Origin of the sequence: Actinoallomurus liliacearum, assembly GCF_039542035.1 — a bacterium.
Taxonomy (GTDB): domain Bacteria; phylum Actinomycetota; class Actinomycetes; order Streptosporangiales; family Streptosporangiaceae; genus Actinoallomurus; species Actinoallomurus liliacearum.
Genome location: NZ_BAABHJ010000023.1, coordinates 219,064 through 242,339 on the forward strand (window position 1 = coordinate 219,064; position 23,276 = coordinate 242,339).

Genomic DNA, 23,276 nt, shown 5'->3' on the forward strand with positions numbered 1-23,276 from the left:
AACAACCTTCGGAGGGACGATGAGGCTTGGCGTCACGATGTTCGCCACCGACCGGGCGATGGCCGTCCCGGAGCTCGCCGTCGAGGCCGAGCGGCGCGGGTTCGCCTCCCTCTACCTGCCCGAGCACACGCACATCCCGGTGAGCCGCGCCACCCCGCCGCCGACCGGCGACCCGGTCCTGCCTGAGGAGTACGCGCGGACGCTCGACCCGCTGGTCGCCCTGGCCGCCGCCGCGTCGGTCACCGAACGGATCGTCCTGGGCACCGGCGTTTCGCTCATCGCCGAACGCGAACCGATCGTCACCGCCAAGGCCGTCGCGACCATCGACCACCTCAGCGGTGGACGGGTCGCCCTGGGCGTCGGCTTCGGCTGGAACCGCGAGGAGGCCGCCGACCACGGGGTGCGGTGGGAGACCCGCCGCGACCGCGCCCGCGAACACGTCCTCGCCATGCGCGCCCTGTGGGAGCGCGAGGAGGCGTCGTACGAGGGGGACTTCGTGCGCCTCACCCCGTCGTGGGCGTGGCCCAAACCGGCGCGGCGGATCCCGGTCCTGCTCGGCGGCGCGGCGGGCCCGACGCTCTTCCGGCACATCGCGGAGTACGGCGATGGCTGGCTGCCCATCGGCGGCGCGGGCGTCCGCGAGGCGCTGCCCGCCCTGCGCGACGCCTGCGCCCGCGCCGGCCGCGACCCGGTCCCGATCATCCCCTTCGGCACCGACCCGACCCCCGGCAAGCTCGACTACTACGCCTCCCTCGGCATCGACGAGGTCGTCCTCCGCGTCCCCTCGGGTCCGAGAGAAGCGGTCCTCCCGGTCCTCGACACCTATGCCGCCACCTACGTGAGTGCATTTGAACAATTGCGCCCAACGGCACCGGACGCAGGGCTCGGATAAAGATGCTGCCAGCGTTCCGTTAGAGCGCTTTTGTCGGTTTTCGCGCCGTGGTGCCATCCGGCGGCGGATCGCCTTGCGGGGAGCCTTGAGCGGCTAAGCGGCGTCTAAGGCGGAGTACTCCGCGATAATGCGCTTCGGGCTGTCTTGGGAGGCTTCGCATGGCACTGGAGGCCGTGGCCGTCGCCATCGGTAAGGCGCTGGGTCACCACCTGGCCCAGACCTGGCTGACCGGGTGGTCCGCCGAGCGCGAGCGGACGCGAGACCTCGTCGACCTGATGCAGACCAGGTTCCCGGATCGGATCATGCGCCGCCGGTTCGAGCGGCAGATCGACGACATCGCCGACCAGGTCGCCGAACGGCTGCTCACGCTGTGCGGGCATGAGTACGGCGGGCTGCGCGAGAACGACAAGGCCGCCGCGCTGGCCGAGGTCGCCCAGACCTTCGCCGACGCCGACCTGTCCGACCGGGCGCTGCTGGCGACCGACCTGGACCCGGCGCGCCTCGCCGCGCACGTACGGGCCGGGCTGCCGCATCGGGCGCTCGACGGGCAGCTCGGGGAGGCCGGAGCGCGACTGTACGACGTGGTGCTGGACGAGTGCTGCGACTGCTTCGCGCGCATCGTCCAGCAGCTGCCGCAGTTCGGGCCTAGGGCGTCCACCGAGACGCTGGCGCGGCTGACGGCCGTCGCGGACCAGGTGTCGCTGCTGCTCGCGCGGCTTCCGGTCCGCACGCTCGACGCGCCGGAGGGGATGGCCACCGACGAGGCCTTCCGGCGGCGTTACCTCGAACACGTCAGCACGACCCTGGACGTCCTGGAGCTGTTCGGCGTCCGGGTCGAGCGGTACCGGCCCCGTACGACGCTGAGCGTGGCCTACATCAGCCTCAGCGTGTCCACGGACGAGGACCCCGCCGAGCACGGCCGGTCCCGGCGGTCCGCCGCCCGGCCGCTGCCGATCGAGGAGTGGCGCGGGGACGAGCCGCAGGCCGCGGAGGCGACGCTGCGGGTCGAGACCGCGCTCGGGCGGGCGCCGCTGACGCTGATCCGCGGGGAGGCGGGTTCGGGCAAGAGCACGCTGCTGCGCTGGCTGGCGATCTCAGCCGCGCGAGGCACCTTCACCGGGGACCTGGCGGACTGGAACGGGTGCGTGCCCTTCCTGATCAAGCTGCGCAGCCACACCGGCGGGACACTGCCGACGCCCGAGCGCTTCCTCGAAGGCGTCGCCGACCCGATCGCCGGGCTGATGCCCGCCGGCTGGGTGCACCGGGTGCTCGGCAGCGGCCGGGCGCTGCTGATGATCGACGGGGTCGACGAGCTGCCGGGCGCGCGCCGCCGGGCACTACGGCCGTGGCTCAGCGGGCTGCTCGCCGCGTACCCGGGGCTGCGGGCCGTCGTCACCTCCCGGCCCGCGGCGGCGAGCGCCGACTGGCTGGCGGGGGAGGGGTTCGCCACCGCCCTGCTGGAGCGGATGACCCCGGCGGACGTCAGGGAGCTGATCCGGCACTGGCACGAGGCCGTGCGCGACGCAGGGGACCTGCCCTGCGCTCCTGAACAGCTGCCCGGCTTCGAGGCCGCGCTGCTGGCGCGGCTGGAGTCGGCGCCGCACCTGCGGTCCCTCGCCGGCAGCCCGCTGCTCGCCGCCATGCTGTGCGCGCTCAACCTCGACCGGGAGAAGCAGCTGCCGCGCGACCGGATGGGCCTGTACGCGGCGGCGCTGGAGCTGCTGCTCGAACGCCGCGACGTCGAGCGGCAGATCGCGCTCGACGACGCCATCGTCCTCGAACGCGCCCAGAAGATGCTGATCCTGCAGGACCTGGCCTGGCGGCTGTCGGTCACCGGGCGAACCGAACTGCCCAAGGACGCGGTGATCCGCTGGATCGGCACGCGGCTGGCGACGATGCCGAGCGCGCCCACCGACGGCGCAGCGGTGCTGGATCACCTGCTGGAGCGCAGCGGCGTGCTGCGCGAGCCCGTCCCCGGGCGGATCGACTTCGTCCACCGCACCGTGCAGGAGTACCTGACGGCCAAGCAGTTCGCCGACGACGGCGACCTCGAACCACTGCTGACCCAGGCCCACAAGGACCAGTGGCGCGAAACGATCATCATGGCCGCGGGCCACGCCAACGCCCCCCAACGCGCCGAACTGCTCGGCGGCCTGTTCCGCCGAATCGACGGCGAACCGCGCCACGCACGGCGCCTCAAACTGCTCGTCGCCGGCTGCCTGGAGACCCTGCCCGCCATCCCGGCCGAGCTGCGACAGGCCATCGACGCCTGTCTCGACGACCTCGTTCCGCCACGCGACCTGGCCTCGGCGCGTTCCCTGTCGAGCGTCGGCGAGACGATCCTCGACCGCCTGCCCAAGAGCCTGGACGCCCTGACGCCCGCCGCCGCGCGCGCCGTCGTTCGCACCGCCTGGCTGGTGAACGGACCGCACGCCCTCGACCTGCTCGCCGGCTACGGCGCCGACTCCCGCTTCCTGGTGCAGGAGGAGCTGATCAAGGGCTGGGAGTACTTCGACCCGGATGAATACGCCCGGCGCGTACTGGCCGACACCCCGCTGGCCGACCGCTGGGTGACCGTCCCGCCGCGGCTCCTGACCGCGGCTCGGCACGTCCGACAGCTGAGATCGCTGAACTCCGCCGGCGAAGGGCTGGCCGACCTCTCGTTCCTCCACGATCTCGATCAACCGATCAGCGATCTCATCCTCGGCCGGATGGAGTCGGGTGATCTGAGCCCTCTCACAGCCCACGCCGACAGCCTCACCTGGGTCAACATCTCGACCTCGGCCGTCGTGCGCGACATGGCGCCGCTGCGCCGGCTGCCGAACCTGCGAAATCTTCGGCTGTCGTCGTCCGGCCTGCGCGACCTGGAATTCGTTCGCGACCTCCCGGCGCTGAACGCGATCGGGCTCGTCCACCTGGAGGAGGTCACCGACTTCTCTCCGCTGCATGCGCAGATCTCGCTCAGAGACCTCACGCTCGAAGAATGCCCGGCGTTGACCGATCTGGACGCACTTCCTCCGCTGGAGGGCCTCCGTAGCCTGCGCCTCATCGGTTCATCTCTCGAGTCAGGGCTGGAGGATCTGGTGAGACGGGCGGCGAACTTGCAATTCCTGCACGTCAACCACTCGCCCTGGGTGACCGACCTGCGTCCCCTCGCCGGGCTTGATCTCGAGGAACTCGGTATCTGGGGCTGTCGTGGCGTCACCGACTTCACACCGATCACCGAGTTTCGCCGCCTGTACTTCCTCGACCTCGAGGACACGGGCATCGACGACCTCGACCCGCTGGCCGGACTGACGGAGTTGCAGACGCTCTGGCTCCGTCACTGCAGTGATGTCACCGATCTCAGCCCGCTCGGCGGCCTGCGCAAGCTGCGGCGGCTATTCCTGAAGGGCGTCGCGCCGGGGATCGACCTGGCGCCGCTCGTCGGACTGCGCGGGCTCACCGTCTACCTCGAGCCTGGTCAGGACGTGCGGAACGGGCACCTGCTCGGGCGTCGGCTGCAGGCGGGCTGATCAGTCGAAGACGATCACCGAGCGGGCGACGGCGCCGGAGCGTACGTGGTCGATCGCGTCGTTGATCTTGTCGAGGGGGACGCGTTCGCTGACGAGGCGCTCCAGGTCAAGGCGGCCGCGGCGGTGCAGGTCGGCCAGGAGAGGGAGGTCGCGGCGCGGCACGGCGTCGCCGCCCTGGGTGCCCAGCAGGCGCCGGGAGGCGAACAGCGTCTGCGGGGGGATCGACAGCGGCCGGCCGGCGGGCGGGCTGCCGACCATCACGGTGGTGCCGCCCGGCTGCGTCGCCGCGAACGCCTGAGCGAGCACGTCGACGTTGCCGGTGACGTCGAAGGCGTAGTCGGTGCCGCCGCGTACGATCTCGCCGACCTGGGCGGGCAGGTCCTCGGCGAGGATCGTGTGCGTCGCGCCGAACTCCTCGGCGAGCGCCAGTTTGGCGGGTACGACGTCGGCCGCGATGACCGTCGTGGCGCCCGCGAGGACCGCGCCCTGGACGACGTTCAGGCCGACGCCGCCGCAGCCGACGACGAGCACGCTCGCCCCCGTCTCGACGCGGGCGGTGTTCAGGACGGCGCCGACGCCGGTGACGACGGCGCACGCGGTCAGGGCGAGGAGGTCGAGCGGCGCCTCGGCGCGTACCTTGACGCAGGCGGCCTCGCCGACCACGGCGTATTCCGCGAACGACCCGATGCCGATCATGGGCCGGGCGGGGACGCCGTCGACCGTCAGGCGGGTGGTGCCGTCGCCCATCAGGCCCATGATCGCGTTGAGTCGTGCGGGGCCGGAGCACAGGTGCACGCGGCCGCGCGAGCAGTTGCGGCAGCGCCCGCACGGGCCGTTCATCGCGATGACCACGTGGTCGCCCGGCCGTACGCTCGTGACGCCCGGCCCCACCTCGGCCACCACGCCCGCGCTCTCGTGACCGAGCACCAGCGGCGGCTGCCGCGCGACCGGGCTGTGCCCGTCGAGCGCCTTGATGTCGGAGCCGCACACTCCGGACGCGGCGATCCGTACGAGGACCTCGCCGCTCTGCGGCGGCTGGACGCGTATCTCGGTCAGCTCCATCGGAACGCCGAACTCCCGGACCACCGCCGCGCGCGCCACCCGTTCTCCAGCCATGGAGGGGACGGTAACACCAAGCATTTGCTTGGTCGAGTGACCGCCGAGGATCGTCGGTCTAGAATCCAGTTCGGCAGCGAGGCGGGGAGGCCGTGTGAGTGAGCGGAGCGAGCGAGCCATGAGCGCAGCACCTTTGGTCACTTCTCCGACGAAGGAGGTCCCGTGACCGGAGCGTGGACGGCCATGCAGCGGGTGTTCGAAGAGCGTGACCGGCAGGATTTCGATGAGGTCCGGATCGCCGGCCTCGCCGAATTGGCCGCGCGCGTACGGGAGCTGTCGGAACTGGTCGTCCTGACCCGCGCCGACCAGAGCGAGGTCGCCGTCGTCGCCCGTGAGGTCGAGCTGCTGACCCGGCGGCTCGCCGAGGCCGGCCGGGGCATCCCGCCGGGCGCCCAGGTGGGCGAGGGCGGGATCGTCCGCCAGCTCGGCAGCCCGGTCACCGGCGCGCTGAACCCCCTCGCCCCGCCGATCGAGATCAGCGTTTCGCCCGACGGGACCGCGCGCAGCGAGTTCACCCTCGGCGTGCTGTACGAGGGGCCGCCGGGCTTCGTCCACGGCGGTGTGTCGGCGATGGTCCTCGACCACCTGTCCGGCGTCGCGGCGTCCGCCAACGGCACACCCGGCATGACCGCGGGACTGGACCTGCGTTACCGGCGGCCGACGCCGCTCGGCGTTCCCCTGTCCGCCGAGGCGAAGGCGGTCCGCGTGGAAGGCCGCAAGACGTTCGTCGAGAGCCGCATCCTGGGGCCGGACGGGCGGGTCACCGCGGAGGCGACCGCCGTCTTCGTCATGCCGACCCGCTGAACGGGTGCTCAGCGCGGTGGGGTGAACGACGGCCCGCCGCCCGGCCGGCCGGGCTCGGTGTAGGCCTCCAGCTCGGCCGCCATGCCCGAGAGCTCGAGACCCTGCCGGCCGAGGTTGCGGCTCAGCGCGTCCATGATGGTCAGGGTGACGTGCAGGAAGACGTCCGGGGCGAGCCGGCGGACGTCGTCGGCGTACACCCGGTGGGACTCCGGGTTCCCGGTGAGCGCGGCGAACACGCCGGTGCGGACCCGCTGGCTCATCGACCGCCAGACCTGCTCCTGCTCGGGGGTGGCGCCCTTGCGCCAGGGGCCGTCGTAGTCGAGCGTCCGGATCAGGTCTCCGGCGGGTTCGCCCGCGCGCAGGTCCCACAGCACCGCCCAGAAGGCGATCAGCCAGTTCATGCCGGTGAGGACCCGCAGCGGGTCGGTGTCCAGCGCGCCGAACAGCTCCGCCTGCGGCCCGGCGCTCTCCCGGAACGCGAGGGCCTCGAGCCGGACGATGTCGTCCATGGCCAGCAGGTCGGAAGGGGGGCGGCGCAGCACGGTGGAGCGTCCGGACACGAGATCGCGCAACTCGACCACGTCGGCCTCGGACAGGCGCGACCATGTGTACGACCCCGGCACGATCACCATCGTAAGACGCGGCCACGACGGTATGGGTTTCCTCGACCTCACGTGAACAGCTGACCCCCGTTGACGTCGATGGTCGCACCGGTGATCGCCTTGGCCCCGTCGCCGGCCAGGAAGATCACCGCACGGGCGACGTCCTCCTCGGTCGCGATCCGCCGGAGCGCCATGCGGTCGACGTCGTGGTCGTACACGGTCTGGAACGTCGTGCCCTCGTCCCGCGCGCGCGTCTCCATCCACGTCGTGAGCGCGTCACTGGCGATCCAGCCCGGCGCGACGCAGTTCACCCGGACGCCCAGCGGGCCGAGCTCGTCGGCGAGGCAGTGGGACAGCAGGTGGACGCCCGCCTTGCCGGTGGCGTAGTCGCTCCGGCCGGCATAGCCGGTGCGGCTCGACAGAGAGGTCACGTTGACGATGGATCCGCCGCCGCCCTCGACCATGTACGGGGCGAGGTAACGGCACGCGAGGAGGGTGCCGTACGTCGCCGTCTCCACCGCCGAGCGCCAGAGCTCGAGGTAGTCGGGGTCCATGTCGAGGACGTTCTTGCGGTGGGTGCCGGGGAACGCCGCGTTGACGAGCACGTCGATCCGGCCGAACCGGTCGACGGTCGTGCGGGCCAGCGCCTGCACCTGGTCGGGGTCCCGCACGTCGGCGGGCACCGCGAGTGCTCCGCCGGCGGCCGCGGTCTCCTCCAGGGCGGCCCGCGAGCGCGCGGACACCACGACCCGCGCGCCCTCTTCGACCATCAGCCCGGCGAGCGTGCGGCCCAGGCCCGGACCGGCCCCGGTGATGACAGCGACCTTTCCGGACAGCACTGGACCTCCCGAGGTAGCGCGACGCCGCATCGTACCAAGCGGACGCTAGCTCGGTGTCACTCTCACGAATCAACCGGAGAAGCGGAATTGCGGTAAATGTCTGCCCGGGAAACATGTGAACGCGCCTTCCGGGATTTCTGTCGACCCCGTGTTACCGTCGGCCCTGGGAAAGAATTGATCTTCGCCTACGGTATTTATCGCGCAATGCTGCGTTCCAAGGGAATGGTGCACCAATGCGTAATCCTCGGATGAGCGCCGTGGTTCCATCTCCTCTGGCGACGGTGACGGCCTCGGCCGCCATCGGGTCCCTGTGCGTCCTCGTCGCCGCGGCCGTCTCGTCCCTCGCCCCCGCCACCGCGTCTCCGGACCGCGGCGGCGTCACCGCGTCCGCGGCCGGCCGGGATCCGTGGCCGGCCGCCGGCGCGCCCGACGGTGCCGGGCCGAGACGGCGCGAACCCCGCCGGACCGTGAGGGCCCCCATGGCCGATCCCGGGCCGCGTCCGCGGCCCACCCCCGCCCCGACCGCGACCGCGACCGTGTCTCCCACCGCGACCACGACGCCGACCGCCACGGCCACCGCGACTGCGACCGCCACCGCGACCGCGACTGCGACCGCCACCGCGTCCCCCAGTGCGACCGCGTCGGCCAGTGCCACCACGTCGGCCAGTGCGAAGTCCGACGGCATCAACGTCTCGATCGGCGCCAGTCCGTCGGCGTCCGCCTCGCGGACGCCGACCGCCTTCCCCCGGCCGCGCCGTACGCCGCTGAAGAACTTCATCGCGGGGTGCGATCCGCGCGTCTACTTCCGCCTCCGATTCCAGAAGCCCGTCGACCTGTTCGTGCCGGACTCCTATTACGTCGACGGCCCCGGCGGTGACATCCAGGTCTGGATCAGGCGGGTCCACCTCGTTCGGCTGCACGTCGAGCTCGAGAAAGAGGTCGACACCGACGTCACCGTGCAGAACTTCCTCGCCCGCGTCAGAAAGGAATTGCGGCCGGAGGTCGAGCAGGAGCATTCCGTGGAGAGCGGGCACCAGTACACCGTTCACGTCACCAAGGGAATGATCGGACATGTGCGGTACCGGGTGTTCGGCCTGAAAGTCGGCTTCGACGAGTGGAAGATCTTCCATAACTGCGGCCGGTTGAGGATCAACACGGGCGTCGCCACGTTCCCCACCATCCGGGAGGGCTGGAAGTTCTGGGAGACGAAGGCCTGGCCGACCGTGGGAGAGGGGCGAAAGACGGGGCGAGGAGCGCGAGAAGCGGGGCAGAGGCCTGGCCGGGCCAGGGTCGGGAGGCCCACTCGTGCGATCACGGGGCGCGAGCCCAGGCTGGAGCGCGAGCTCACCGAGGGGCATGGCGGGCAGTTGCGTCGCCACGAGGGGGAGTCTCCGAGCAAGACCGCGGGCGAACGGAAGTGACCTCCGTCTGACGGGCGGAGGTCCGTTCGAGCCGTACGACCCGCTGCCGTACGACCCCTGCCGGGCGGGGACCGCCGTTGACAGCGGCCGGACCGCTTTCTACGCTTCACCAAGCGGTCGCTAGGTTGGGTGGAGGTCGTGTGACGGCACTGGCCACGGACATCGGCGGCACCTTCACCGACGTGGTCCTCGTCGCGGACGGCCGGGTGCACGTCGCCAAGACGCTGACGACCCCGGACGACCCGACGGAGGGGCTGCTGCGCGGCGTCCGCCGGGTGCTCGCCGACGCGGGAGTCGCGCCCGCGTCGGTCGACCGGTTCACGCACGCGACGACGCTCGCCACCAACGTCATCCTCGAACGCCGGGGCGCCGCCGTCGCGTTCGTCACGACGCGGGGCTTCCGCTCGATGCTCGCGCTCGGCCGCCAGGCGCGCGTCGAGGAGGAGCGGTACGACCTGGCGTACTCGCCGGGCGAGCCGCCGGTGCCCCTGACCCACACCTTCGAGGTCCCCGAACGCCTCGCCGCCGACGGCACCGTCCTGACCCCGCTGGACGAGGACGCCGCCCGGCGGGTCGCCGAGCGCGTCGCGGACCTCGGCGTCGCCGCCGTGGCGATCTGCCTGCTCCACTCCCATGCCAACGACGCCCACGAGCGACGACTCGCGTCGATCATCGCCGAGCGGCTCCCGGCGGGGACCCCCGTCGTGGCCTCCTCGGAGGTCTGGCCGGAGGTCGGCGAGTACGAACGGGCGACGACCACGCTCATGTCCGCGTACGTCGGTCCGGTCATGGGCGCCTACCTTCGCCGGCTGCGCGATCGCCTGGCCGAGGCCGGCATCACCGCGCCGGTGCACGTGATGGAGTCGGCGGGCGGCGTGCTGCCGGCGGGGCTCGCCGCGTCCCGCGCCGTCTACACGATCGAGTCCGGCCCGGCCGCCGGAGTGGTCGCGGCCGCCCGCGAGGGCGCCCGCCACGGGCTCGCCGACCTCATCTCCTTCGACATGGGCGGCACGACCGCCAAGGCCGGGCTCGTACGGGACGGGCGCCCGGGCGTCACTCATGAGTTCCAGGTCGGCGGCAAGGGCAGCTTCGGCGGGCGGCGGCCGGGCACCGGCGTGCCCATCAAGGTCCCGGCGATCGACCTGGCCGAGGTCGGGTCGGGCGGCGGCTCGATCGCCTGGGTGGAGGCCGGGGCGCTGCGGGTCGGCCCGCGGTCCGCCGGGGCCGCGCCCGGCCCGGCGTGCTACGGGCGGGGCGGCACGCTGCCGACGGTCACCGACGCCGACCTCGTGCTCGGCTACCTCGACCCGGACGGCTTCGGCGACCTCCGCCTCCGGCCCGACCTCGCCGAGGACGCCCTCGCCCGGCACGTCGCCAAGCCGCTCGGCGTCGACGTCGTCGAGGCGGCCGCGGCGGTCCACGACATCGCCGGCGCGCAGATGGGGACCGCCGTGCACGTCGTCACGGTCCGGCGCGGCATCGACCCGCGCGGCTTCACCCTGGTCGCCCTGGGCGGCGCGGCCCCGACGCACGCCGCCGGGCTGGCGGAGCGGTTCGGGATCCGCCGGGTGCTCGTCCCGGCGCGCTGCGGCGTCGGGTCGGCGGTCGGGCTGCTGCACGCCGACCTGGCGATCGAGCGGTCGCGGTCGTTCCTCGCCCCGGCCGCCGCTGCCGACCCGGCGGCGCTGGAGACGGTGCTCGCCGACCTGGAGGCGGCCGGCCGCGCCGACCTCGGCCTCGGCGACGCGCGCGGCCGGGTCACGCGTTCGGTCGGCCTCCGGTTCGCCGGGCAGGCGCACGCCTTCACCGTCGAGCTCCGCCCCGGACCGGTCACCCGCGACGTCATCGAGGCCGCGGTGGAGGAGTTCTACGCCCGGTACCGCGAGTCGTACGGCATCGACCTGCGCGACCCCGCGGAGCTGACCGTCGCCCGGGCGCGCGTGTCCCTGCCCGCCGGAGCGGCGGACCCGGGCGGGGCGGATCCGCCGCGCCCGGCTCCGGACCGGACCCGGCGGGCGTGGTTCGGCGGGGCGTTCCGCGAAGTGCCGGTGCGCGAGCGGACCGCCTGCGTCCCCGGCGAACGGTTCACCGGCCCGTGCGTCGTCACCGAACCGCAGGCGTCGCTGGTCGTGCCGCCCGGCTGGAGCGGGGTCCTCGACGACCACGGCGCCGTCTCGCTGGAGAGGGAGGACGCGGATGCGTGAGGACCTGACCGCCGAGATCCTCCGCAACGCCCTTCGCGTCGCGGCCGAGGAGGCGAGCATCGTCGTCGTCCGCTCGGCGTACTCCACCTTCATCGTCGAGGGGGCGGACGCGGCGGCGGCGATCCTCGACGCGAGCGGGCGCCTGGTCGCGCACTCGCTGTCCACCGCGCTCGTGCAGTGCGCGAGCCTGCGCAGCGCCCTCCCGTATGTCATCGACGCCTACCCGCTCGCCGGCATGCGCCCGGGGGACGTCTTCTGCTCCAACGACGTCTACCAGGGCGGCGTGCACGCCAACGACCTCCTGGTCTTCCGGCCGGTCTTCGTCGACGGGAGCCCGGCCTACTTCACCGGCACGCTCATCCACGTCGCGGACCTGTCGGGCCTGTCCGCCGGCGGCATGGCCAGCGACGCGGCCGACGTGTTCCTCGAGGGGCTGCAACTGCCGCCGGTCCGGATCGCCACCGCCGCCGGGTGGGACGAGGGCCTCACGCGGGTGCTCGCCGCCAACAGCCGCACGCCCGACCGGCTGCTCGGCGACCTGCGGGCGCTGGTCGCCGGGGTCAACGTCGCCGCGCGCCGGGTCGAGGCGCTCGCCGCCGAGCAGGACCTCGCGGCCGGGATCGACGGCTATCTCGCCCATACCGAGGCGCGGATGCGCGAGGAGCTCGCGCGGCTGCCGAGGGGCGGCTATACGGGGGAGTACGCCGTCGAGGACGGCAACGGGCGGCACTGGGTCCGCGTCGCGGTGACCGTGCACGACGACGGGGTGCTCGTCGACTTCGCGGGCACCGATCCGCAGGTCGCCCGGCCGGTCAACTCGGGGTTCTCCCAGACACTCGGCGGCGTGATGTACGCGCTGCGCTGCTTCGTCGATCCGGCACTGCCGATGAACGAGGGCTGCTTCGCGCCGGTCGAGGTACGGATGCCCGAGGGGAGCCTCGTCAACTGCACGAAGCCGTACCCGGGCGGCGGCCGGTGGGCCACCGTGGCGGCGGCCGAGGAGGCCGTCTTCGCCGCGCTCACGCGGGCGCTGCCGGGCCGCGGCGCGGCCGCCTCCGGCATTCTGCAGGCCTTCAGCGTCAGCGGCGCCACCCGCCCGTGGTTGCACATGGCGTTCGAACTGGGCGGCATGGGCGCGCGGTACGGCCGCGACGGGCCGGACGCGACCGGTGCGCTGTTCGGCGGCGGCCGCAACATCATCCCGCAGGTCGAGCCCATCGAGGCGCGGCTGCCGGTGCGGATCGAGGAGGTCGCGCTGATCCCCGACTCCGGCGGACGGGGCCGCTGGCGGGGCGGGCTCGGCACGCGCACGGTGATCCGGGTGCTGGAGGACGCGCACGTCGACACGCGCGGCGACCGGTTGAGCCACCCGCCCGCCGGGGCGGAGGGCGGCGCTCCCGGCCGGGCGGGCGGCTACTTCCGCGAAAGTTCCGACGGCACCCGCGAGCCGCTGCCGCCCAAGGCGACGCGCTCTCCGCTGCGCGGGGGCGAGGCGTTCGTGGTCGAGACGTCCGGTGGCGGTGGCTACGGCGACCCGGCCGACCGCGATCCGGACGTCGCGGCGCGGGACCTGCGCGACGGGAGGGTCACCCGGTGAGATTCGGCGTCCCCCTGGGGCTCGTGCATCCCGGGATCTGGCGGGACCTGACGGTCGAGGCCGACCGCCTCGGCTTCGAGTCGGTGTGGATGCCCGAGCACCTCGTCTTCGCCACCGACCTGTCGACCGCCGCGTACCCCGGGACCGGCCGACCCGGCATCGTGCCGTCCACCCCGCTGTTCGACGCGCCGGCCCACCTGTGCGCGCTCGCCGCCGTCACCGAACGGATCCGGCTCGGCACGGCGGTGTACCTGTTCGCGCTGCGCCACCCGTTCGTCGCCGCGCGGGCGTTCGCGACGCTCGACCACGTCTCCGGCGGGCGTGCCATCGCGGGCGTGGGCGCGGGCTGGTACGCGGGGGAGTGGCAGGCGGCGGGGATCGACTTCGCGAGCCGGGGCCGGCGCCTCGACGAGGCCATCGACGTGGCCCGCCGCCTGTGGAGCGAGGACGTCGTCGAGCACCACGGCGAGTTCTTCGACTTCGGTGAGGTCGCCTTCGAGCCGAAGCCGCGCGGCATTCCGATCCTCGCGGGCGGGGAGTCGCCCGCCGCCCTGCGCCGCGCGGTCGCACGGTGCGACGGCTGGATCGGCATGCCGCACACCCTCGAGTCGGTACGCCCGCAACTGGACCGGCTCCGCCGCCATCTCGGCGACCGCGACCGGCCCTTCGAGATCACCGTGCACGCGTACGAACTGGCCGGGCCGGAGGAGGTCGGCGCGTGGGCCGCGCTGGGCGTGGACCGCATGATCGTACGGCCGTGGACACGCACCAGCGAGGCCCTCGACGCGCTACGGCGCTTCGCCGTCGACTACGGAGTCGCCCGCCGTTGACGCGGCGGCGTCACCACGACTTGGTGCACTTGGTGTTGAGCGTGTCGGTCGTGGCGCAGGAGTGCGACTTGTAGCCGGAGTCCTTGTGCCAGCCGCCGTACACCCAAACGTTTTGCCCCTTGTCGTGGTAATGCCAGCTGTAGGAGCTGTGCGACGACTTGCGGACCAGCGCGAAATAGCACGTGGAGGCGCCCGCGTACCGGTAGTAGCGGCCGCGGACGTACCACTTGCCCTTCGACTTCTTGGCGTCCATGGCCGCGTAGCAGCCGTAGCTCCTGACGCCCTTGACGATGTTCCAGTGGATCGTGCTGTCGGCGTGGACAGTGCCGGTCGGGCTCGCGGACGCCGGGGCGCTCAGCGCGACGACCGCCGCCGCGCCGGCCAGCCCGGCCACGAGTATCCGCCTGATGGGTGTCATTTCCCGTGTCACCTCGCTGGATTTCTCGATCAGTAAGGAAAGACCACGGGATGCTAGCGAGATGGCCTGCCGGTATTTGTGACTTTCGCGGCAGAAGGTCACCGCAGGAATGGATTGGTCCGGATGAAGGAGCGTCCGGGGACGCGCTTGCGTGCCGGAGGGAAGGGCGGGGTGGGCCCCGCTGCCACTCGGGGCCCACCCCGCCGCCGTCTCGTTCAACCGGACGCGCTCGGCCGCCGAGACGGTTCACCCGAGGACCAGCCCGCGATGGCTGCCGCAGGAGCGCCGGCCCATATGTCTACTATATCGATCGGGATTGCAAAGTAAACCCCCTGTCGTCGTCCGCCGGCATCAGCGGGCGGAGAGAGCGGCCAGCACCGGCTCGTACATGGCCGTGCGGATCTTGCCGACCGTCGCGCCGTCCTTGGCGGCCAGGGGGGCGGCGACCTCGAGTGCGGTGGCCAGGACCTCGGCCTCCGGAGCGGTCTGATGGACGATGCCCGCCTCGCGCGCATCCTCCGCACCGTACCGTCGGCCCGTGAGCATGGCCTCGTGCGCGACGAGGTTCGACAGCCGTGCCTGGACCAGGGCGGCCATGCCGGGCGTGAAGGAGAGCCCGAGGTCGACCTCGGGCAGGCAGAAGTAGCCGCGGTCGCTGCGCATGACGCGGTGGTCGTGAGTCAGGGCGAGCATGGCCCCGGCGGCGAACGCGTGACCGTTGATCGCGGCGACCGTGGGCATCGGCAGGGTGAGGAACCGCGCGAACACCGCGTGGACCCGGTGCAGGTAGGGCTCCAGCCGGTCGGGGTTCTCGGACAGCCATTCCAGGTCGAGGCCGTTCGAGAAGAACTTGCCGGTGCCGATCGTCACCAGGGCGCGCCGCCCGTCCGCGGACTCGAGTTCGCCGAGCGCCTTCTCGAGCTCGTCCAGGAAATCGGGGCCGAAGCGGTTCTCGCCCGCGTCCATGCGAAGGATCTGAACGTCCCCGTCCCGCCGTAGCTCGATCATGCCGTCTCTCCCATTGCTACTGATGAGTAACTGCTTGGGACGAGCATCTCATCTCCGCGCCCGTCAGGGCAGGGGCGTGGCGGCGCGAACGGACGGAGACCGGGACGTCCGGGTCCGGCCCGGCTCCACCGGTATTTCGGCCTCGCGACGACGCGCACGCCCGATAGCCTGGAGGTCAGTCGCGTCCGGCGGGAGCGTTCCCCCGAGCACCCGAGCAGAAGAGGGACGGCATGAGCGAGCAGTCCGGATCCGTCGAGATCCTGTTCGTCGACGGCGCAGACGTGCCCATCAAGCACAAGCACGCCGACCGCATGATCGTCATGCGCGACGCCGCCAAGCCCGACGGCGACGCGCTCTACTACACCCCCGCCGAGTGGGAGGCGTTCATCCTCGGGGTCAAGGACGGCGAGTTCGACGACATGGTGGAGGACGCGCCGAAGCCCCCGCAGAGCTCCTGACGGAGCCGTCCGCCGCCGCGCGCGGACGGGAGCGGCGGGCCCGGTGGTCAGCCGTCCTGGAGGGCGCGGTCCCGCCGGAGCTGCGCGGAGACCCGCCGCGGATCGCCCGGCGGCAGCACCGCCGCCAGCTTCATGAGGATCTCCAGGTCGTCGGCCGCCGCCTGCGCGTAACACCACAGCGCCTCGGAGTCGCCCCGGTGCAGTAGCTGCCGGCGGAGCTGCGCGGTCAGCTCGTCCCGCGCCGCCTGCACGGCAGGGGACTCCGAGCGGGGCAGCAGCGGCCCCGGATACAGGCGTACGGCCGCCGCGACGTCTCCGGTCGCCAGCAGCCGCCGTACGGTCAGGAAGTCGGCCTCCACCTCGCAGTCGAGACGGTACGGCTTGGCCCGGACGATGTTCCCGAGCTGGCCGCGGAGCCGATGGATCTCCGCGCGCACGGTGACCGGATTGCCCTCGTCCCCGTAGAGGTACAGCGACGACTGTTCGCAGGACAGACCGCTCGGATGCAGCGCCAGCAGCGCGAGCAGCTCGGCGTGCCGCAGGGACAGGGGGACGCGCCGGCCGTCGAGGAAGGCGCACGGCTGTTCGTCGCCGAGCAGCCGCAGGGTGAGCGAGCACCGGTTGTCGGAGCCGGTGGCGCGCAGGAGGTACGCCTGGCCCATCGTCTCCGCCACCGCGGTACGGCCGTCGGGCAGCGCGACCCGGGCCCCGGCCTCCGGGACCATGACCCGTCCGCCCCGCCACCCGTCGGGATCCGCGGCCAGGATCCGCCCGGTCGTCGTCACCAGGGCACGGGTGTCGCCGCGCACGTGCCGGAGGTACCGGGCGCGCAGGCACTCGTCGCGGTCGTTCATCTCCAGCGTCAGCCAGGCCTCGGCGAGCCGGGCCGCGGCCTCCACGAGCGCGACGACGGCCGGGTGCAGTTGGTCGACCGTCGCGCTGATGTCCACGCACCCGATCACCTCGTCGGTGTCCGGGTCGACGACCGGCGCGCCGGCGCACGACCAGGGCTGAAGGACGCGCACCAGGTGCTCGGTGGCCTGGACGTAGGTCGGGGCCCGGGTGCTGAGCGCCGTGCCGATGCCGTTGGTGCCGATGGCCTCCTCGGACCAGCGGAACCCCTCGATCAGCCCGACGGCGTCCGCGCACCGCCGTACGTCGCTCGGGCCCTCGCTCCACAGCACCCGGGCGTCGCCATCGGTGATCACCATGAGCTGGGTGGTCGCGTCGGCGACGCCGCGCAACGTGTCCCGCAGCCGCGGCAGGTGCCGGTCGAGGGGATGGGCCGCCCGTACGTCCGCGACCCGCGCGGCGTCGATCGCCTGCGGCGCCGCGCGCATCTCCGGGTCGACCCCCGCGTTCAGCGAACGACGCCACGACTCACGGATCAGCGTGCGGTCGGTGCGGGCCTGCCCGGCGCCGGCCGCCTCGTGCAGCACGGCGGTCCGGAGATCGCAGTCCGCGGGGTTGTCGCACACGTGGCTGCTTCGCATGGCGCTTCTCCACTGGGGGCGTGTCTGCCCCGAGCATTGGGGCTGCGGCCCCCGGCCGCAAGCGATTCGGCCAAACTGGCGACCTGCGATCATCGCCGTGGGTCATCGGCCGGTTGCAACGTGTTTGCAACCCTGCTTCGTCTACCGTACGTTCCGCGACCGCAACGGGGCGTCACCTTTCCGCTCCGGGCCGCGGTCGTCCGTGGCGGTCAGCCCGGACCCGTGAGAGGGGACGGATCCGGTGCGCCGTACACGCGCCCGCCGCCGTTGGGCCCGCCGGGAGAGGAGCGCCCCGGCGGCGGGCGGCCCATCCCCGGTCACTCCGGCCGGGGGAGGAGCGCCCCGGCGCGGGCGGCCCATCCTCGGGTCACTCCGGCCGGGGGAGGAGCGCCTCGCGGCGGGCGGGCCATCCTCGGGTCACTCTGGGCGAGGCCCCGCCGCGCCGTACAGCAGCAGGCGGAGCGCCTCGGCGGTGCCGGAGGGGTCGCCGGTCGCCAGGCGGCGGACCGCGAGGCCGTACAGCAGCGCGACCACGGTGGGGGCCTTGGCCTCCGGATCGGGAATGTCCAGGGCCGTCAGGATCGCCGTCGCCAACTGGTCGTAGGCCGCCACCGAACGGACCGCGGCCTCCCGGACCAGCGGGTCGCGGGAGGCGTGCAGGTGCAGTTCCAGGGTGGCGACCTCTTCGGGGCCGTCCGGCAGGTCGGCGATGGCGCGCTCGGTCTCGACGACGGCCTGTTCCGGCCCGATCCCCTCGAGCCGCGCGGCGATCTCGCTGATCCGCCCGATCTCCTCGTCGACGTACCGGTTGAGGGTCTCGCGCAGGAGTTCGGCCTGGTTGGGGAAGTGGTAGGTCAGCGAGCCGAGCGCGACGCCGGCGGCGGCCGCGACGCGCCGGTTGGTGACTGCGCCGACGCCGTGCTCACCGATCAGGCGCAACGTGGCGAGCAGGATGCGTTCTCGTGTGTCTTCCATCGCGGGGCAAGTCTGGCGTATTCCGGCCTTCTCCTCGAGGCCCTTCTCGGATTATCGTTCGTTCGAACGAACGAATCCAGCCTTCGGGGGGATCCTGTGATCGAAGGACTCACCGCGGACGCCGCCCGGCTGGCCAGGGGAGAGGTCTCCGCCCGCGAGCTGGTCGAGTACTCCCTCGACCGCATCGAGCACGACACGCTCGGCGCCTTCCGTGTGACCTGCGCCGAGCAGGCCCTCGACGAGGCGGACCAGGCCGACCGGTGGCGCGGACGGGAGCGCCCCCCGCTGCTCGGCGTCCCCGTCGCCATCAAGGACGACACCGACCTGGCCGGGCACATCACGCCCTTCGGCTGCCGCGGCAGCCACCAGCCGAAGACCGCCGACAGCGAGGTCGTGCGCAAGCTGCGCGCGGCCGGCGCGATCATCGTCGGCAAGACCAACACGAGCGAGCTCGGGCAGTGGCCGACCGGGGAGACCGGCTTCGGGACCGTGCGCAACCCCTGGGACCGCGAGCGCACGCCGGGCGGGTCGAGCGCGGGTTCGGCGGCGGCGGTCGCGGCGGGCATGGTCTCCGGCGCGGTCGGCTCCGACGGCGCCGGCTCCCTGCGCATCCCCGCCGCATGGACCGGGCTCGTCGGCCTCAAGCCGCAGCGCGGCCGCGTCTCCATCTGGCCGCACATCGACTCCTTCTACGGCATCGCGGTCGCCGGCCCCCTGACCCGTACGGTCGAGGACGCCGCCCTGCTCCTGGACGTGCTCACCGGCAACCACCCCGAGGACATCCACCGCCCGCCGGCCCCCGCCGAGCCGTACCGGCGAGCCGTCGAGCGTGAGCCCGGGCGGCTGCGGATCGCGCTGTCGTTCCGCACGCCGTTCGGCGTGCCGTCGGCGGTCGACCCGGAGATCCGGAGCGCGGTGCTGCGCCTCGCGAACGCGCTCACCGACCTGGGCCACGACGTGTTCCCCGCCGACCCGGACTACGGCCTGATCGGCCTGAACTTCCTCCCGCGCGGAACCGCCGGGGTGGCCGACTGGCTCGAGGCGACGCCCGACGCCGAGCCCGAACCGGCGACCATCACCGAGGCGTTCCTCGGCCGGCACTTCGGACGCCGGCTGGTGCCGATCGCGCGCCGCCTGGAACCCCGGACGGCCCGCCGCATCGGACGGATCTTCGAGCGCGCCGACGTCGTGCTCACCCCGGCCACCGCACGGCTTCCGCTGCGCATCGGCGCGCTGACCGGCCGCGGCTGGCTGGCGACCGGCCACCTGGCCGCCGGGGCCTGCCCGTTCTGCTGGGCGTGGAACGTCCTCGGCTGGCCGGCCATCGGCGTCCCCGCCGGGCTCAGCGCGGGCGGCCTGCCCATCGGCGCCCAGTTCCTCGGCCGGGAGAACGACGAGGCCACCCTCCTGTCCCTCGCCGCCCAGCTCGAGGCCGCCGAACGCTGGCCCGACCGCCACCCCGCCGACACCGAGAAAACCGCCCACGGCGTGGCGTAGCGCCGGAACCCGTATCCGTTGATCCCTGGCGTCCGCTGTCCCCTAAAGGCAGCAGACCCCAGGGATCAAGGCGGCGACTATTCGGTCTTGTCCGGCTTGGGGGTGCGTTTAAGTGATCTGTTCCTTCAGCGGGTAATCGCCGGGCTTCGGCCGCGTAGCTTGGCGGATATGGCGACCTTCAGCGGTCGGAGGCGGTCAAGGGAGCTTGCGTGGGCGGCCTTCCGGCCGTCCGTCGGGGCGCTCGCTCTGATACCGGGCATGGTGCTCGTCGGCTGCGGGTCGTCGGGCGTGCGGCCGGCGGCGTACGGCCGGACGGCGGGTTCCTCGCATCCGGCCGGTGCGCAGCACATGATCACGGTTCCGGGCTCCTTCGACGACTACACGCGGATGACCGGCGCGGACGCCGACCGGGTCATCCAGACCATTCGCAACGCCCAAGCCCAGCAGAACTCGGTGTACGCCGCGAAGATGAAGATCGGCGTCTATCAGCGGCGTGGGGACGCCCGGCAGCGGCTCGCCTTCCTCGGGCTGGCGGCCGGCGACCACCCGACCATCGCGCAGGAGCTCCGGACCAACCCGCCGTCCTTCGAGGTGGACTCCGCCCTCGCGGCCATGCCGCTGATCGGCCCCAAGGACTACCCGCCGGGACCGCTCGGCGGCGTCCTGCGCTGTGCGCCGGGATCGCACGGCGGCGCCGGCTGCGCGTGGGGCGACGGCTCCACTGTGGGGGTGGTCGCCAGTTCGATCGCCTCCGCCGACGAACTGGCGCGAGTGACCCTGGCCTTGCGCAAGGCCGCCGAGCGCTGAGCAGCGCGTCCGGCGCCTCGACGACGTCGTCTCCGGGGTCCGGCGTCCGCCAGGGCCTCCCACGATCTCAGTGGCCGTCGCCGGCCACGAGGCCCGCCTCGTACGCGAGGATCGCGGCCTGGACGCGGTTGCGTACGCCGAGCCGGGTGAAGATCGCGCTGACGTACGCCTTGACCGTGCCCTCGACCAGATGGAGGCGCCGGGCGATCTGCGCGTTCGACAGGCCGCCGCCGACCAGGGCGAGGACCTCGCGTTCGCGGCCGGTGAGGGTGCCGAGGCGCGACCGGGCCTCGGTCCTGCGGGACAGTCCTTCGCGGTTCAGTTCGGTGATGACCCGCCGGGCCACCTGCGGGGACAGGCACGCCCCGCCGTCGGCGACGGCCCGTACGCCGGCGATCAGCTCGCGGGGGTCGCCGGCCTTGAGCAGGAAACCGGCGGCGCCGTCGCCGAGCGCCCGGACGATCGGCAGCGAGGGGGAACCCCTCCTGCTGGTCACGGGGCTCGGGGCCTCGCGCCCGGTGGATGCCGGACGGACTGTGCGAGCTGCTGGCCGCGCAGGGCTTCGCCGTAGCCCGCTATGACCAGCGCGACGCCGGAGAATCGACGCACCTGCCGCCCACCCGCACCCGTAACCCCTTCGCCGCGCTGTTCGGCAGGCGCGGGGGCGCCTACACCGCCGAGGACATGGCCGATGACGCGATCAGCGTCCTGGACGCTCTGGGATGGTCATCGGCGCACGTGTTCGGCCAGTCGCTCGGCGGCGCCATCGCCCAGCGCATCGCCCTGCGCCATCCCGGCCGGGTTTGCACGCTGACCTCGATGTCCGCCCTCCCCGGTGACGCCGCCGGCCTGGGGACCCTCCGCTACATGCGCCTGAGCACCCTCGCCAAGTTCGCCCGCCTGAGGTTCCCCGACACGCCGGAGGGCACCGTCGAAGCCGGCGTCGCCGTCGCTCGCCTCTGCGCCTCGCCCGGCTATCCGTTCGACGAACAGGCGGCGCGCGAGGTGGCCGAACGCGTCGCCGACACCGGTATCCACGACCCGCAGGCGCAGAGCCGCCAGATCGGCGCGCAGTGGCACGGCCCCGCGATCGGCTCGATCGCCGTGCCCACGCTGGTGCTGCACGGCGACGGCGACCCCCTCATCCGGCCCCGAGCCGCCCGCAGGACCGCGGCACGCATCCCCGGTGCGCGGCTGGCCATCCTGCCGGGCGTCGGCCACGACGTCCCCAGGCCCATCTGGATCGAGATCGCCGCCCGGATCCGCCAACTGGCGGACACCGCGTCCAGGCGGCCGGAGTGAACCTCGTCGACCACGGCCGGCAAGGCTCCGCCGCGGGTCCTGCCGGCGGCATGGACGCCGACCGCGCGCATCCGGGTGCCGAGCCGGCCGAGCGCGACTCGGTTCGGAGTCAGATCTTCGCGGCGAGTGATCGAAGCTCGGCGATCACGTCCGCGCCGCTGGGCGCGTGGTCGGGGTCCACCAGCCACTGCAGCATCAGGCCGGTCAGCAGGGCGAGCGCGCCACGGCCTCACCCGCCCTGGACCGGCGCGGCCGGCAGGAGCAGGAGGAGGCGGTGCGCGCCGCCTTCGCCGGGCACGGCTGGGAGGCGCCCCGGTTGCTGGAGGCGATGAGCCGGGCCGACGACTTCTACTTCTCCTCGTCCTGCCAGGTCCACCTGGACCGCTGGTCGACCGGCCGGGTCGCGCTGGTCGGGGACGCGGGGTACTGCGCCGCGCCGACCAGCGGAATGGGCACCTCACAGGCGCTGATCGGCGCATGGACGCTCGTCCGCGCCCTGGCCTCGGCGGGCGGCGACCCCACGGCCGCGTTCGGCGCCTACGAGGCGGAACTGCGACCGTACGTCGCCGAGAACCAGGCGAACGGCCGGCAGGCCGCGGCGACGTTCGGCGGTGCGGCCGACCTGGCGGATCCGCCCACCCGGTAACGCTCGATCGGGAGCGGCACCTCCTATTGATCTTGACGGCCGGCGGGTGGTAGAGGTGGATCGGCGCGATTCCAAGGTGCGGCGGTGACAGCCCGCCGGTTCCGCTGATCGAGGCGGGACGACTCGGTGCGATTCCGGGCCACGCGGTGACACCCCGCCACCTCTCGGGCCCCTGCTCGCGGCCCCTGATCCTTCGCGGCCAGGACCGTCCTGCCGCTGTCGAGAGGTGGTGCCGGATGTTCACCGGGCATGTGCGCGAAGTCGGAACGGTGGTCGCCGCCGACCAGGCCCACATCGTGGTCAGCGCGCCCGAGGTCGCCGCGGCCGCGCCGGGCTCGATCTGCCTGAACGGCGTCGGCCTGAGCGTGGTCCGGTCCGGCCACGAGCCGGACCTTCTGGAGGCCGGGCTCTCGGCCGAGACCCGGCGCCGATCGACCCTCGACCGGCTGGAGATCGGCCCCATCCCCGGGCCCGGTGACCGGCACGGCACCCGGCCGCACGTCCCCGTGGACCTGGCCGCCGGAACCGGCACCGGCGTGTCGGCGGCCGAGCGCGCCGCGACCGTACGCCGCCTGGCGCACCCGCGGTCCAGACCGGACGACTTCCTGCGGCCGGGGCACGTCTTCCCGCCGGCCGCACGTCCCGGTGGTCTTTCCGAGCGCGCCGGGCACACCGAGGCCACCGTCGCCATGTGCGTGGCGACCGGGCTGCCGCCGGTCGGGGTGTGCCGCGAGGTCATGAACTCCGACGGGACCATGGCGACGGCCGCCGACCTGGAGCTCGCCGCGCTGCGCTGGGGGCTGCCCCCGCTCGACGTGGACGACCTGAGAAGGCACCTTTAGGGAACGGGAG

The 23,276-nt window shown here is 73.1% G+C and carries 20 protein-coding genes and 1 pseudogene; 13 read left to right on the plus strand and 8 right to left on the minus strand.

Features of this window, described 5'->3' with window-relative positions; translation table 11 throughout:
- Positions 1-19: 19 nt before the first annotated feature.
- Positions 20-892, plus strand: a complete 873-nt coding sequence (locus ABD978_RS29090; protein ID WP_345361577.1) for an LLM class F420-dependent oxidoreductase — start codon at positions 20-22, stop codon at positions 890-892.
- A 158-nt stretch (positions 893-1,050) separates the two neighbouring features.
- A complete protein-coding gene (locus ABD978_RS29095) occupies positions 1,051-4,407 on the plus strand; it encodes an NACHT N-terminal Helical domain 1-containing protein (RefSeq protein ID WP_345361580.1) in 3,357 nt (1,118 codons plus the stop codon).
- Here the strand turns inward: ABD978_RS29095 and ABD978_RS29100 are convergent, their stop codons facing one another.
- Positions 4,408-5,523, minus strand: a complete 1,116-nt coding sequence (locus ABD978_RS29100) for an alcohol dehydrogenase catalytic domain-containing protein (RefSeq protein WP_345361583.1) — start codon at positions 5,521-5,523, stop codon at positions 4,408-4,410.
- 162 nt (positions 5,524-5,685) lie between these two features.
- On the opposite strand from ABD978_RS29100, the gene ABD978_RS29105 reads away from it, so the two are divergent.
- The gene (locus tag ABD978_RS29105; RefSeq protein WP_345361586.1) at positions 5,686-6,327 is read left to right on the plus strand and encodes a PaaI family thioesterase; all 642 of its coding nucleotides are present in this window, start codon (positions 5,686-5,688) and stop codon (positions 6,325-6,327) included.
- 8 nt (positions 6,328-6,335) lie between these two features.
- On the opposite strand, the gene ABD978_RS29110 is transcribed toward ABD978_RS29105, so the two are convergent.
- Together ABD978_RS29110 and ABD978_RS29115 are read right to left on the minus strand one after the other, a co-directional pair.
- Positions 6,336-6,950, minus strand: coding sequence for a hypothetical protein (locus ABD978_RS29110; protein ID WP_345361589.1), 615 nt, complete (start codon positions 6,948-6,950; stop codon positions 6,336-6,338).
- 47 nt (positions 6,951-6,997) lie between these two features.
- Positions 6,998-7,768, minus strand: a complete 771-nt coding sequence (locus tag ABD978_RS29115; RefSeq protein WP_345361592.1) for an SDR family NAD(P)-dependent oxidoreductase — start codon at positions 7,766-7,768, stop codon at positions 6,998-7,000.
- Positions 7,769-8,025: 257 nt separating this feature from the next.
- On the opposite strand from ABD978_RS29115, the gene ABD978_RS29120 reads away from it, so the two are divergent.
- From ABD978_RS29120 to ABD978_RS29135, 4 genes are all read left to right on the plus strand, one after another.
- Complete coding sequence (locus tag ABD978_RS29120) at positions 8,026-9,189, plus strand: hypothetical protein (protein ID WP_345361595.1); 1,164 nt, start codon at positions 8,026-8,028, stop codon at positions 9,187-9,189.
- Positions 9,190-9,329: 140 nt separating this feature from the next.
- Complete coding sequence (locus tag ABD978_RS29125; RefSeq protein WP_345361598.1) at positions 9,330-11,393, plus strand: hydantoinase/oxoprolinase family protein; 2,064 nt, start codon at positions 9,330-9,332, stop codon at positions 11,391-11,393.
- Positions 11,386-12,990, plus strand: coding sequence for a hydantoinase B/oxoprolinase family protein (locus tag ABD978_RS29130; RefSeq protein ID WP_345361601.1), 1,605 nt, complete (start codon positions 11,386-11,388; stop codon positions 12,988-12,990). Before ABD978_RS29125 ends, ABD978_RS29130 begins: the two co-directional genes overlap by 8 nt.
- Positions 12,987-13,820, plus strand: coding sequence for a TIGR03619 family F420-dependent LLM class oxidoreductase (locus tag ABD978_RS29135; protein WP_345361604.1), 834 nt, complete (start codon positions 12,987-12,989; stop codon positions 13,818-13,820). Before ABD978_RS29130 ends, ABD978_RS29135 begins: the two co-directional genes overlap by 4 nt.
- A 10-nt stretch (positions 13,821-13,830) precedes the next feature.
- On the opposite strand, the gene ABD978_RS29140 is transcribed toward ABD978_RS29135, so the two are convergent.
- Entirely contained in the window at positions 13,831-14,238 is a 408-nt protein-coding gene (locus ABD978_RS29140) for a hypothetical protein (RefSeq protein WP_345361607.1), read from the minus strand.
- 351 nt (positions 14,239-14,589) lie between these two features.
- Positions 14,590-15,246, minus strand: a complete 657-nt coding sequence (locus ABD978_RS29145; protein WP_345361610.1) for an enoyl-CoA hydratase/isomerase family protein — start codon at positions 15,244-15,246, stop codon at positions 14,590-14,592.
- Between the two features lie 230 nt (positions 15,247-15,476).
- Between ABD978_RS29145 and ABD978_RS29150 the strand changes: the two genes are divergently transcribed.
- Entirely contained in the window at positions 15,477-15,704 is a 228-nt protein-coding gene (locus tag ABD978_RS29150; protein ID WP_345361613.1) for a DUF397 domain-containing protein, read from the plus strand.
- Positions 15,705-15,751: 47 nt separating this feature from the next.
- On the opposite strand, the gene ABD978_RS29155 is transcribed toward ABD978_RS29150, so the two are convergent.
- Positions 15,752-17,197 (minus strand): GAF domain-containing protein, encoded by a 1,446-nt coding sequence (locus ABD978_RS29155; protein ID WP_345361616.1) that lies wholly within the window; start codon positions 17,195-17,197, stop codon positions 15,752-15,754.
- 417 nt (positions 17,198-17,614) lie between these two features.
- Complete coding sequence (locus tag ABD978_RS29160) at positions 17,615-18,172, minus strand: TetR/AcrR family transcriptional regulator (RefSeq protein ID WP_345361619.1); 558 nt, start codon at positions 18,170-18,172, stop codon at positions 17,615-17,617.
- 96 nt (positions 18,173-18,268) lie between these two features.
- Here ABD978_RS29160 and ABD978_RS29165 point away from each other — a divergent pair, with 96 nt between their 5' ends.
- Together ABD978_RS29165 and ABD978_RS29170 are read left to right on the plus strand one after the other, a co-directional pair.
- A complete protein-coding gene (locus ABD978_RS29165; protein ID WP_345361622.1) occupies positions 18,269-19,669 on the plus strand; it encodes an amidase in 1,401 nt (466 codons plus the stop codon).
- 258 nt (positions 19,670-19,927) lie between these two features.
- Positions 19,928-20,476: a hypothetical protein gene (locus ABD978_RS29170; RefSeq protein ID WP_345361625.1), complete on the plus strand. Its 549-nt coding sequence runs from the start codon at positions 19,928-19,930 to the stop codon at positions 20,474-20,476.
- A gap of 67 nt (positions 20,477-20,543) precedes the next feature.
- On the opposite strand, the pseudogene ABD978_RS29175 reads toward ABD978_RS29170, so the two are convergent.
- A pseudogene (locus tag ABD978_RS29175) lies at positions 20,544-20,939 on the minus strand (response regulator transcription factor); the annotation flags it as partial.
- Positions 20,940-20,998: 59 nt separating this feature from the next.
- Here ABD978_RS29175 and ABD978_RS29180 point away from each other — a divergent pair.
- The 3 genes from ABD978_RS29180 to ABD978_RS29190 all read left to right on the plus strand — a co-directional run bounded on the left by ABD978_RS29180 (position 20,999) and on the right by ABD978_RS29190 (position 23,266).
- Positions 20,999-21,778 (plus strand): alpha/beta fold hydrolase, encoded by a 780-nt coding sequence (locus ABD978_RS29180; RefSeq protein ID WP_345361628.1) that lies wholly within the window; start codon positions 20,999-21,001, stop codon positions 21,776-21,778.
- 166 nt (positions 21,779-21,944) lie between these two features.
- On the plus strand, positions 21,945-22,424 hold the full coding sequence (locus ABD978_RS29185) for an FAD-dependent monooxygenase (RefSeq protein ID WP_345361631.1): 480 nt from the start codon (positions 21,945-21,947) through the stop codon (positions 22,422-22,424).
- 236 nt (positions 22,425-22,660) lie between these two features.
- A complete protein-coding gene (locus ABD978_RS29190; RefSeq protein WP_345361634.1) occupies positions 22,661-23,266 on the plus strand; it encodes a 3,4-dihydroxy-2-butanone-4-phosphate synthase in 606 nt (201 codons plus the stop codon).
- Positions 23,267-23,276 lie beyond the last annotated feature (10 nt).

What these genes read in the sequence shown, in the direction of transcription:
- ABD978_RS29095 (WP_345361580.1), top strand. Translation starts at nt 1,051, where the DNA reads ATGGCACTGGAGGCCGTGGCCGTCGCCATCGGTAAGGCGCTGGGTCAC.
- ABD978_RS29090 (WP_345361577.1), top strand. Translation starts at nt 20, where the DNA reads ATGAGGCTTGGCGTCACGATGTTCGCCACCGACCGGGCGATGGCCGTC.
- ABD978_RS29100 (WP_345361583.1), bottom strand. Translation starts at nt 5,523, where the DNA reads ATGGCTGGAGAACGGGTGGCGCGCGCGGCGGTGGTCCGGGAGTTCGGC.
- ABD978_RS29190 (WP_345361634.1), top strand. Translation starts at nt 22,661, where the DNA reads ATGTTCACCGGGCATGTGCGCGAAGTCGGAACGGTGGTCGCCGCCGAC.
- ABD978_RS29170 (WP_345361625.1), top strand. Translation starts at nt 19,928, where the DNA reads ATGGTGCTCGTCGGCTGCGGGTCGTCGGGCGTGCGGCCGGCGGCGTAC.
- ABD978_RS29155 (WP_345361616.1), bottom strand. Translation starts at nt 17,197, where the DNA reads ATGCGAAGCAGCCACGTGTGCGACAACCCCGCGGACTGCGATCTCCGG.
- ABD978_RS29180 (WP_345361628.1), top strand. Translation starts at nt 20,999, where the DNA reads ATGCCGGACGGACTGTGCGAGCTGCTGGCCGCGCAGGGCTTCGCCGTA.
- ABD978_RS29140 (WP_345361607.1), bottom strand. Translation starts at nt 14,238, where the DNA reads ATGACACCCATCAGGCGGATACTCGTGGCCGGGCTGGCCGGCGCGGCG.
- ABD978_RS29160 (WP_345361619.1), bottom strand. Translation starts at nt 18,172, where the DNA reads ATGGAAGACACACGAGAACGCATCCTGCTCGCCACGTTGCGCCTGATC.
- ABD978_RS29145 (WP_345361610.1), bottom strand. Translation starts at nt 15,246, where the DNA reads ATGATCGAGCTACGGCGGGACGGGGACGTTCAGATCCTTCGCATGGAC.
- ABD978_RS29150 (WP_345361613.1), top strand. Translation starts at nt 15,477, where the DNA reads ATGAGCGAGCAGTCCGGATCCGTCGAGATCCTGTTCGTCGACGGCGCA.
- ABD978_RS29130 (WP_345361601.1), top strand. Translation starts at nt 11,386, where the DNA reads ATGCGTGAGGACCTGACCGCCGAGATCCTCCGCAACGCCCTTCGCGTC.